The organism is Streptomyces sp. CO7 (assembly GCF_053474865.1).
Map to the genome: position 1 here is coordinate 235,387 of NZ_JBRIOU010000002.1, position 9,700 is coordinate 245,086.

Annotated in this window: 9 protein-coding genes and 1 pseudogene; 2 read left to right on the plus strand and 8 right to left on the minus strand. The window is 73.3% G+C overall.

Annotated features, from left to right (window positions below; translation table 11 throughout):
* The first annotated feature begins 201 nt into the window (after window positions 1-201).
* Complete coding sequence (locus ACOV8S_RS02970) at window positions 202-2,523, plus strand: rhamnogalacturonan lyase family protein (RefSeq protein ID WP_448315949.1); 2,322 nt, start codon at window positions 202-204, stop codon at window positions 2,521-2,523.
* A 76-nt stretch (window positions 2,524-2,599) separates the two neighbouring features.
* Here ACOV8S_RS02970 and ACOV8S_RS02975 read toward each other — a convergent pair whose 3' ends face one another.
* Window positions 2,600-3,859 carry an MFS transporter gene (locus tag ACOV8S_RS02975; RefSeq protein ID WP_448315950.1) on the minus strand — a complete coding sequence of 420 codons (1,260 nt, stop codon included), beginning with the start codon at window positions 3,857-3,859 and terminating at the stop codon, window positions 2,600-2,602.
* 313 nt (window positions 3,860-4,172) lie between these two features.
* Window positions 4,173-5,402, minus strand: coding sequence for a hypothetical protein (locus ACOV8S_RS02980; protein ID WP_448315951.1), 1,230 nt, complete (start codon window positions 5,400-5,402; stop codon window positions 4,173-4,175).
* A gap of 268 nt (window positions 5,403-5,670) precedes the next feature.
* Between ACOV8S_RS02980 and ACOV8S_RS02985 the strand changes: the two genes are divergently transcribed.
* A complete protein-coding gene (locus ACOV8S_RS02985; protein ID WP_448315952.1) occupies window positions 5,671-6,417 on the plus strand; it encodes an AfsR/SARP family transcriptional regulator in 747 nt (248 codons plus the stop codon).
* Here ACOV8S_RS02985 and ACOV8S_RS02990 read toward each other — a convergent pair.
* The 6 genes and pseudogenes from ACOV8S_RS02990 to ACOV8S_RS03015 all read right to left on the minus strand — a co-directional run.
* A complete protein-coding gene (locus tag ACOV8S_RS02990) occupies window positions 6,365-6,931 on the minus strand; it encodes a M23 family metallopeptidase (protein ID WP_448315953.1) in 567 nt (188 codons plus the stop codon). The two genes, ACOV8S_RS02985 and ACOV8S_RS02990, sit on opposite strands and share 53 nt — an antisense overlap.
* 114 nt (window positions 6,932-7,045) lie before the next feature.
* Window positions 7,046-7,333, minus strand: coding sequence for a gas vesicle protein K (locus ACOV8S_RS02995; protein ID WP_448315954.1), 288 nt, complete (start codon window positions 7,331-7,333; stop codon window positions 7,046-7,048).
* Between the two features lie 7 nt (window positions 7,334-7,340).
* The gene (locus tag ACOV8S_RS03000; RefSeq protein ID WP_382557768.1) at window positions 7,341-7,592 is read right to left on the minus strand and encodes a gas vesicle protein; all 252 of its coding nucleotides are present in this window, start codon (window positions 7,590-7,592) and stop codon (window positions 7,341-7,343) included.
* Window positions 7,589-8,419, minus strand: coding sequence for a GvpL/GvpF family gas vesicle protein (locus ACOV8S_RS03005; RefSeq protein ID WP_448315955.1), 831 nt, complete (start codon window positions 8,417-8,419; stop codon window positions 7,589-7,591). Before ACOV8S_RS03005 ends, ACOV8S_RS03000 begins: the two co-directional genes overlap by 4 nt.
* Complete coding sequence (gvpJ, locus tag ACOV8S_RS03010; protein WP_448317332.1) at window positions 8,416-8,814, minus strand: gas vesicle protein GvpJ; 399 nt, start codon at window positions 8,812-8,814, stop codon at window positions 8,416-8,418. The genes ACOV8S_RS03005 and gvpJ overlap by 4 nt, the downstream gene beginning before the upstream one ends.
* A 5-nt stretch (window positions 8,815-8,819) precedes the next feature.
* Window positions 8,820-9,629: pseudogene (locus ACOV8S_RS03015) on the minus strand (SRPBCC family protein); the annotation flags it as partial.
* Window positions 9,630-9,700 lie beyond the last annotated feature (71 nt).

Genomic DNA, 9,700 nt, shown 5'->3' on the forward strand with positions numbered 1-9,700 from the left:
GCGCTCCACCCGCCCGGTCCGAAACTTTCGCGCCAAGCGGGTCGGGGCCGTTGACGGCGGCACCGGTGTCTGGGTTGATGGTCCCCGACTTCCTGGGAGCGCTCCCATGTCTGTTCCAGGGCGCGGGGGCGGCTCCCGTCTCCCCCCATGTCTTCCGGAGGACCAGTGAGAACGAAGACTTCCAGAGGTGTGTCCTTACCCTTGCGCCCGGCCGCGGTCCTGATCGCCGGCGCTCTCCTCGCGGGCGCCGGGATCTGGGCCACGCAGCTGTCGGCCGGGGCCGCCGCGGCGGCGGGCGGCTGCCGGGTGAACTACTCCGTCACCAACGCCTGGCAGGGCGGGTTCGGGGCCAACGTCGAGATCACCAACCTCGGCGACCCGGTCACCTCGTGGTCGCTGCGGTGGACGATGGCCGGAGGTGAGGCGGTGACCCAGGCCTGGGGCGCCGACGTGACCCTGGGCAGCTCCCAGGTGACGGCGAAGAACCTGAGCTACAACGGGTCGGTCGCCTCCGGCGCCATCGTGAGCTTCGGCTTCAACGGCTCGCTGTCCGGCTCCGCGACGCCGGTGGTGCCGTCCTCGTTCACCCTCAACGGCACGGTCTGCGAAGGCTCCACGACGGGCGGCGGCACGAGTGCGGGGACCACGTCCGGCTCGACGTCCGGCTCCACCACCGGTTCCACCACGTCCGGCACCACCTCGGGGTCGACCTCGGGTTCCACGACCGGGAGTACCACCGGGGGTTCGACGGGCGGACCCACCGCGCCCGCCGGCCAGGGCCGGCAGGTCGAGAAGCTCGACCGGGGTGTCGTCTCGGTGCGCAGCGGCACCGGCAACCTGGTGTCCTGGCGCTGGCTGGCCACCGACCCCGGCAACGTGGCGTTCAACGTGTACCGCGACGGCACGAAGGTGAACTCCTCGCCGCTGACCGGCGCCACCAGCCACCTCGACAGCGGCGCGTCCGCGAGCGCCTCGTACACCGTACGGGCCGTGGTGGACGGCGCCGAGCAGGCCGCCTCCCCGGCCTCCCTCGCCCTCGCGAACGGCTACCGCGACGTGCCGATCTCCCCACCCCCGGGCGGATCGAACGTGAGCGGCTCCTACACCTACGAGGCCAACGACACGAGCGTCGGCGATCTCGACGGCGACGGCCGCTACGAGTTCGTCGTCAAGTGGATTCCGACCGACGCCAAGGACAACTCCCAGTCCGGGTACACCGGCAACACGATCGTCGACGCGTACAAGCTCGACGGCACCCGGATGTGGCGCGTCGACCTGGGCCGCAACATCCGCTCCGGTGCCCACTACACCCAGTTCCAGGTCTACGACTACGACGGCGACGGCAGGGCCGAGGTGGCGATGAAGACCGCCGACGGCACCGTCGACGGAACCGGCAAGGTGATCGGCAGCGCGAGCGCCGACCACCGCAACTCCTCCGGCTACGTCCTGGCCGGCCCTGAGTACCTGACCGTCTTCAACGGGCAGAGTGGCGCCGCGATGCAGAGCGTGAACTACGAGCCGCCGCGCGGCACGGTCTCCTCGTGGGGCGACAACTACGGCAACCGCGTGGACCGTTTCCTCGCCGGCACCGCCTACCTCGACGGGCAGCGGCCCTCCCTCGTCATGGCCCGCGGGTACTACACCCGCACCGTCGTCACGGCCTGGGACTGGCGCGACGGCAAGCTCACCCGGCGCTGGACCTTCGACAGCAACGCGAGCGGCAACAGCTCCTACGCCGGTCAGGGCAACCACCAGCTCTCGGTCGCCGACGTGGACGCCGACGGCAAGGACGAGATCGTCTACGGCGCCATGACCCTCGACGACACCGGCCGCGGCCTGTGGAACACCGGACAGGGCCACGGCGACGCGCTGCACGTCGGCGACCTCGATCCGTCCCACGCCGGTCTCGAGGTCTTCAAGGTCGACGAGGACGGCAGCAAGTACGCCGACTGGGTCGCCGACGCCCGCACCGGCCAGATCCTGTGGAGCCACGCCTCCTGCGGCTGCGACAACGGCCGCGGCGTCTCGGCCGACGTCCACGCCGGCAGCCCCGGCGCGGAGTCCTGGTCCTCGGCGGTCTCCGGCCTGTCCGACACCAAGGGCCGCAACATCGGCCGCAAGCCGTCCTCCAGCAACTTCGTGATCTGGTGGGACGGCGACCCGGTGCGCGAACTCCTCGACGGCACCCACATCGACAAGTACGGCACCGGCTCCGACACCCGCCTGCTGACCGCCTCCGGCGTCCACTCCAACAACGGCACCAAGGCCAACCCGGCGCTCACCGCCGACCTGTTCGGCGACTGGCGCGAGGAGGCGGTCTGGCCCACGACCGACAACCGCGCCCTGCGCGTCTACTCGTCACCGAACGAGACCGGCCGGCGCATCACCACCCTGATGCACGACACCCAGTACCGGGTGGCGGTGGCCTGGCAGAACACCGCCTACAACCAGCCCCCGCACCCGAGCTTCTTCCTCGGCGACGGCATGCCCACCGCGCCGCGGCCGTCGGTGCACACGCCGTGACGGCCTGAGCGCCGGACGTCGTGCGTCCCGCCGGGCGACCGGCGGGACGCACGAGGACCGTGCTCCTCGGTTTCGCTCAGGCGTCCGTCGCCGCCGGACAGGCCTTCCCGGCCCGGACCGTGGACGGGGCCGACGCGGCCGGTCGCCGCAGCCCGGGGAGGGCGGCCAGGGCGGCGAGCAGCGCGGGCAGGGCGGCCAGGGCGAAGCACACCCGCAGCGGGAAGCCGCCGAGCAGCAGGCCGACCCCGGCCGCCCCGCACGAGGACCCCGCGTTGCAGGCGCTGTTCACCCAGGTGCCGGCCCGGACCCGGGCGCCCGGGTCCGCGCTCTCGTCGGCGGCCAGGTAGGCGGTCGCCAGGGCCGGCGACACGCACAGCCCGACGAGCGCGACCCCCGCCGTCAGGGCGAGCAGCCCGGGCGCCAGCCCGGTGAGGGCCAGCGCCACGGAGAGGGCGAGGGCGAACAGCGGCAGGCGCGCCCGGCCCGGCAGACGCCAGGTGCGGGCGCCGTACACGATGCCGCCGACCGTGCTGCCGACGGCGGTGGCCGCCTCCAGCCACGACACGGCGGCGAGACGGCCGTGGTGCTCGGCGGACGCGACGACCAGCAGGTTGAGCGCGCCCAGGGTGAAGCCGACGGCGGCGGCCACCACCACCGGATCCCTGGGCACGGAGGCCCCGACCTGCCCGGCGGTCGCGCCGGTCCGCGTCGTGGGCCCGTCGTCCCGACGGTCCACCGCCGGCCCGAGCGCCATCGCGGCCGTCCCGCCGAGCACGAGCACCGCGGACGCGGCCACACCGGCCGCCGGGTTGCCGAGGACGATGAACAGGCCCGCCATCAACGGGCCCAGCACGTGCAGCAGTTGCTCGCACACGGTGTCCAGGGAGGAGGCCCGCTGCCGCAGCTCCGGCCGCCTTGCGAACGTCTCGCTCCACAGGGCCCGCATGACCGGCCCGAGCGGCGGGGCGCAGGCCCCCGCGGACAGGGTGAGGGCGAGCAGGGCCCACTGCGGGGCCCCCGGCCGCCAGGCCGTCAGACTCAGGCACCCCAGCAGGGCGGAGTACACGGCGGCCATGGGCAGCAGGACGCGCCGCCGGCCGTACCGGTCGACCAGAGCGGCGCGCACCGGCGCGAGGAACACGGTGGCCAGGCCGAACAGGGCGATCGCGGTGCCGGCCCAGGCGTAGGAGCCGGCGGCCCGGGTGAGCGTGACCATCAGGGCCACGAAGAGGACGCCGTAGGAGAACCGCCCCACCAGGGCGGCCGCGAAGACGCGCGCCATGCGGGGGTCGCGCAGGACGGAGGCGTAGGACGGGCGGGAAACGGACGCAGACATGCAGAAGTCCCTCGTGCGGTGACGGATGACGCCCGCGGGATCGAGGCGGGCGGACGCGCGAAAGGCCGGGACCACGAAGGGCCCGGCCGCTCGAGGGGCGTCTACGCACGGGGGAGGGACATGCGGCTCACGCCAACAGGCACCGCACGGGGGGCGCCGCCGCTACGGGGCGAGAAGTCGACGAGGTGGCGGGCGAGCCGCGTCGCCTTCCTGGCGCGCAGCCCGCCCGCGTCGGCCTCGCCGGCACCGGGACCGGTTCCTCGAAGCTCCGCACCGCGCGGATGCCGGCCCCCGGGGAACGGCCCCGTCCCGGTCAGCAGATCGACTGGCTGCTGTTGACCAGCGTGTTGTTGCGGAACGTCGTGTTCGTCCCGCAAGGGCTCTCGCGGATCGCCGAGTTGGTGACCGTGAGGTTCTGGATCCAGATGTCGGAGTTGTTCGGGAACTCCGTGCGCGCGGCGAGGCGGATCTCGCCGCCGCCGCTGACCGTGCCGCTCTGGGCGGCGAGGGTCACGTTGTAGCAGTTCTCGATCAGCACCGCGTTGTTGCCGGTGTTGGAGATGCTCACCCGGTCGATGACCGCGCCGCCGCTCTCCGAGACGCAGAACACGCCGCGTCCGCCGCCGCGGGCGACCACCTCGCCCACCCGGATGTTGGTGGGGTACGAACTACCCACCCGCCCGTTGCGGTTGGCCATCCGGAAGGCGGCGTACCCGGTGCCGGTCCCCGCGTTCTCCGCGTCCACCTTGGTCACCGTGGCGTTGATCGTCTGGTTGAGCAGCAGGCCCGACTCGCCGACGTTGCGGGCGGTGACGGTGCCGATGCTCAGGCCGTCCACGCCGTAGGTCTCCACGGCGTGGCTGGAGGCGCCGGAGACGTAGACGCTGTCGATGCGGACGTTGCGGGTCCACTGGCTGGTGTCGCCCCGGTTGTCGATGCGCACGCCCAGGCCGGAGGAGAGCCGCATGTCGATCTGGCCGAGCACCACGTTCTGCACGTTGCGCAGGAAGATGCCGTAGAGCGGGGTCCCGGTGACGTTGAGGTGCTGGACCTCCACGTCCCGGGTGCCGCGTGAGTACACCGGCGCCTGGTCGCCCGACCCGCTGCCGGTGACGTTGATGGTGCCGCAGACGTCCAGGGCGGTGTAACTGGGCAGCGAGATGCGCGAGCCCGCCGACATGGAGCCCGAACCGCGGACCACCACCCGCTCCTTGTACGTCCGGCCCGCGGTGAGGCTGCCCACCGCCGCCTGGACCGCGGAGCGCAGGTCGGAGCCGGTGTACACCGTCGTGGAGCCGCGCCTCGCCGTCCAGGTGGAGCCGTTGAGCACCGCCTCGGCCTGGTACGCGCCGTCCCCGCAGGCCGCTGCCGCCGACGTGGCCGCGGTGAGCTCGGTGGGAGTCCCCTCCTCGGGTGAGGCCAGCGCGGCGGCGGTGGTGGTGAGGGCCAGCGCGGCGGCGGCGAGGGCGCCGACGCGGCGGCGCTCGGGCCCGTGTCTGCCCAGCAGCGCGGCGAATAAGGGGAGTTCTGATCCGCGTCCCATGAGGTCGGTCTCCGCTCGGGTCGTCGAACCGGCACGGGGGGAACCGGTTCGTTCACTTGTGGGGATCGTGAGTCTGCTGACGGCACCGGCACACCGTCAATGGGCTCTTGAGCCAGGCCGCCCCGTGCGGACGCGACACGTCCTGTTCCGTTCGCGCCCGCGTCGTTACGCTGCCCCGGTCACGGATGAGCCGGGGGCGGGGCATGGGGGCGAAGTGATGAGGGAGCCGACGTTCGGCATATTGGGCCCGTTGCAGATCAGAGGCCCGATGACACGCGGCTCTGTCCCGCTCGGCGGGCCCAAGCCGCGGGCGGTGCTGGCCACGCTCCTGCTGCGGCCCGGGGAGTTCGTCTCGCTGGACACTTTGACCGAAGTCCTGTGGCCCTCCCGGCCGCCCCGGTCGGCCGTCGCCAACCTTCGCACCTATGTACGCGCGTTGCGCGCGGCGCTGGCCACGGCCGGTGTGGACCACGGAGGGCTGCGCACCCGCCACGGCGGCTACGTGCTGGAGGTTCCCGCCCTCGAGCACGACCTGCTGCTCTTCGAACGCCGTCTCCACCGGGCGCGCACCGCCCGTGACGTGGGCCGGCACGCCGCCGCCCTGCGCGGCTACGAGTCGGCGCTGGGGCTGTGGCGCGGCGACGTGCTGCAGGACCTGCCGGGCAGCGTCCTGTGGGACCCGGTGCTGACCCGCCTCGGCCAGCTGCGCGCCGTCGCCCTCGACGAGTGCCTGGGCCAGCGGCTGCGCGTCGGGGACCTGGGGACGCTCGTCGCCGAACTGCGCGCCCGGATCGCCGCCGACCCGCTGCGGGAGGACCTGTGGCAGCTGCTGGTGCGCGCCCTGGACGGCGCCGGCCGGACCGCGGAGGCCGGCGCCGCCTACGCCGAGGCCCGGCGGCTGCTCGCCGCCGAGCTCGGCGTGATGCCCGGGACCGCCCTCCGGGCGGCGGGGGAGGGCCTGTTCAGCAGCCGTTCGTACTGGTCTGGTACCGCACCAGGTAGTCGCTCCAGGTGACGCCCTGGACGACGGCGACGACCACCGACCCGTCGTGGATCTGCTCGTAGTGCAGGTGCGGGGAGAGGGAGTACAGCGCCGAGGTGGCCCCGACCGTGCCGATCCGCTGCCCCCGGGTCACCGTGTCGCCGGCCTGCACGTCGCGGCTCTGCAGATGCGCGTAGCGGGTCCGCCAGCCGTCGCCGTGGCCGATCACCACCGTGTTGCCGTAGCCGGTGTCGGTGGCGTAGTACGACGAGAGCACGGTGCCGCCCGCGCTGGCCAGGACCCGGCGGCCGAGGTCGTCGGGGTTGCCGGCGCTGTCGTAGTGGTTCCAGTCGATCGAGTGGGAGGGGCTGTGGCCCTCCCAGTTGCTGCCGCGCCAGCTCTGGTCGCAGACGAACGGCATACGGAACGCCGGGCGGCCGGCGTCCGCGGCCGCGGACGCCGGGGCGGCCTGCAGCAGCGCGGTGAGCATCGTCAGCCCCGCCAGCGCCGCCGGCACGGAGCGCGCGGTGAGTCTTCGTCCCGCCATGGATCCTCCCAAGTCGTGGGGGTGATCCGGCGATTGAAGGGGGCGCGCATACAAAGGGCATACAAGAGACGGCCCGGGCGGTCGGAACACGGCCGGAGCGCGGTCGGAGCAGGGTCAGAGCAGGGAGCCCAGAGGTCCCAGGTCGAGGTTGAGGTCGTCGCGGCTGAGGCCGTGCTGGGCGCAGAGGTCGTCCATGCGCTGTTCCAGCAGCATCAGGGCGGTGCCCAGACGGTCCTCCTGCTCGGCCGTGAGGGTGCCCTCCTCGAAGCGGCGGACGGCCTGCTTCTCCATCAGCTGCCGCAGCAGTTCGACGACGGTGAGGACGAGTTCGGCCAGGCCGTCGGCGACCCGCTCGGGGTCGAGGTCGAGGGTGCCGTCGCGGGGGAGGGGAGCGGGGTTCACGGGAGCCTCACAGGGGGCCGCTGTCGGCCCAGGGGGAGGGGACCCGGGCGGAGACGGACGAGAGCAGGGCGCGCAGGGACAGCCGCACCAGCGGGACGTCGGCGATGGCGATGACCAGGTCGCCGCTGATCACCACGCCGGTGCCGAGCACCCGGTCCAGGAGGTCGACCAGGGGCAGGCCGATCGGCGCGTAGGGCTCGTCCCCGTCCCAGGGGACGGTGGGCGGGAGGCCGTCCTCCCGCGCGTCGGGAAGGATCACGGCGCCCCCGCCCCCGCCGTGGCGGCCGGCTGCTCCATGCGGGCGAAGGAGTAGGGGACCCACGGCCCCGACCAGCTGATCTCCACCTCGCGCAGCCGCTCGTCGGCGCGCAGCCGCTCCAGCGCGGCCGTGAACTCGCCGCGCCGGGCGTCGTCGACCAGGTAGGCCGCGTTCAGCAGTTGCGGCGCCTTCACGCCGGTCAGCTGCTCGCTCTGCGGGCGGTGGGAGGACGCGTCCACGGCGTACGCCCGCAGCGCCCGGTCGACGGTCAGGGCGACCGCCCGTGCCGTCTCGTGCCGGTCCCGCCGCACGCGCTGGCGGGCGCTCGCCCGGCTGAGGTAGCTCCGGCCGCCCCCCGCGCCCGCGGCGGACGGCTCCGGTGAGCCGGGGGCGGGGGCGGCCGTCTCCCGGGCCGAGGCGTGCACCTTGACCGCCCACTCGGTGCGGCCGGCCAGCCGCGCGAAGAGTGCCAGGACCGTTTCCCGGCGGGAGGCCACCGCCGCCACCGCGTTGCCGTCGCTCAGGTAGACCGTGGCCAGCGGCAGCGGCACGACCGGTCCGTGGGGCGCGGCCGCCGCCACTCCACGGTGGTGGGCGAGGGCGCACCGCTCCAGCTCCTCGGGGCGCTCGAGCCGCTCGGTCAGCGCCTGCTCCTGGAAGTCGCGGGCGGGCACGTCCTGCACCACGAGGACCACCTCCCCCGCCTCCAGGGTGCGCAGCGGGCCGCCCCCGGGGTGCCCGGGGACGGCGGACAGCGCCTCCCCGGGCGGGCGCGCGGCGCACAGGGCGAACAGGTACGTGACGGTGCCGGTGTCGCTGCTGCTCATCGGGTGGGCGTCTCCGGGTGTGTGTCCGTGTGCGTGGGTGGGTGCGCGGGTGTGCCGGTGTCGCGCGGGGGCTCGCCGTCGAGACGGCGTTCCAGGGCCGCCAGGCGTTCGCGCAGCGTCTCGTTCTCCTCGGCGAGGGCGTCCCGGGCGGCCCGCGAGGACATCGCGGGGTCGGTCTCCCACCAGTCGATGCCCGCGCGTTTGGCCGTGTCGACGGAGGCGATGAACAGACGCAGCCGGATCGTCAGGAGCTCGATGTCCAGCAGGTCGATCTTGATGTCGCCCGCGATGACGACGCCCTTGTCGAGGATGCGCTCCAGCAGGTCGGCGAGGGTGCTGTTGTTGGGCCCGGGGAGGTAGACCGTCGCGTCCGCGGGGTCCACCCAGTCGGTCACCTCGGTCACGACGCTCCCTGCTTGCTGCGGCCGCGACCGCGGCGCCGCCGGGGCCGGTCCTCCTCCTCCGGTTCGGGCTCCTCGTCCTCCGCGTCGTCCTCGTCCTCGTACGCGGCTTCGTCCTCGTCGGCGTCCTCGTCGTCGAGGTCCTCCTCGTCCGCGTACTCGTCGTCGTCCTCCGCGTCCTCGTCCTCGTCCGGCTCCTCTGCCTCGTCGCCGTAGGGCTCGTCGTCGAGCGAGTCGTCCGCCTCGTCCTCGCGGCCCTCCTCGTCCTCCTCGCGGGCGTTCTCCTCGTCCTCCATCGCCTCCTCGTGGCTGCGGACCACCTCGCCCTCGCGGATCTCGCCGCGCCAGCCCTCCAGCTCCTCGTCGCCGTGGAGCGTGACGTGGCGGGCGAAGTGCTTGAGGTCCAGGCGCAGGCGGCGGCCCTGGGCGCGCCACAGGTTGCCGGTCTTCTCGAAGAAGCCCGCCGGGAAGTACTCCACCACCAGCACGATGCGGGTCAGGCGCGGAGCGAGTTCGTGGAAGGTGACCGCGCCGCGGGTGGAGCCCTTGGCGCCCTCGGAGGACCACACGATCCGGTCGTCCGGGATCTGCTCCTGGACGGTGGCCTTCCAGCTGCGGCTGGAGGGACCGACCTTCAGGTTCCAGTCGGAGGTGATCTCGTCCTTCTGGCTCACCCCGCGGACGCCCTTGGTGAAACCGCTGAACTCCTCGAACTGCGTCCACTGGTCGTAGGCCGTGCGCAGCGGGACGGCCACGTCGAGGATCTCGACGATGTTGGTGGACTTGCCGCCGCCTCCGCCACCCTTGCCTGTCTCTTATACACATCTGACGCTGCCGACGATCTTACGCGTGTAGATGTTGGTGGCCGTCTGCGCCGGCC

Bases quoted from the DNA above. Each gene is read 5' to 3' on its own strand.
- ACOV8S_RS03005 (WP_448315955.1), bottom strand. From the start codon at position 8,419: ATGAGCAGCAGCGACACCGGCACCGTCACGTACCTGTTCGCCCTGTGC.
- ACOV8S_RS02980 (WP_448315951.1), bottom strand. From the start codon at position 5,402: ATGGGACGCGGATCAGAACTCCCCTTATTCGCCGCGCTGCTGGGCAGA.
- ACOV8S_RS02975 (WP_448315950.1), bottom strand. From the start codon at position 3,859: ATGTCTGCGTCCGTTTCCCGCCCGTCCTACGCCTCCGTCCTGCGCGAC.
- ACOV8S_RS02985 (WP_448315952.1), top strand. From the start codon at position 5,671: ATGACACGCGGCTCTGTCCCGCTCGGCGGGCCCAAGCCGCGGGCGGTG.
- ACOV8S_RS02990 (WP_448315953.1), bottom strand. From the start codon at position 6,931: ATGGCGGGACGAAGACTCACCGCGCGCTCCGTGCCGGCGGCGCTGGCG.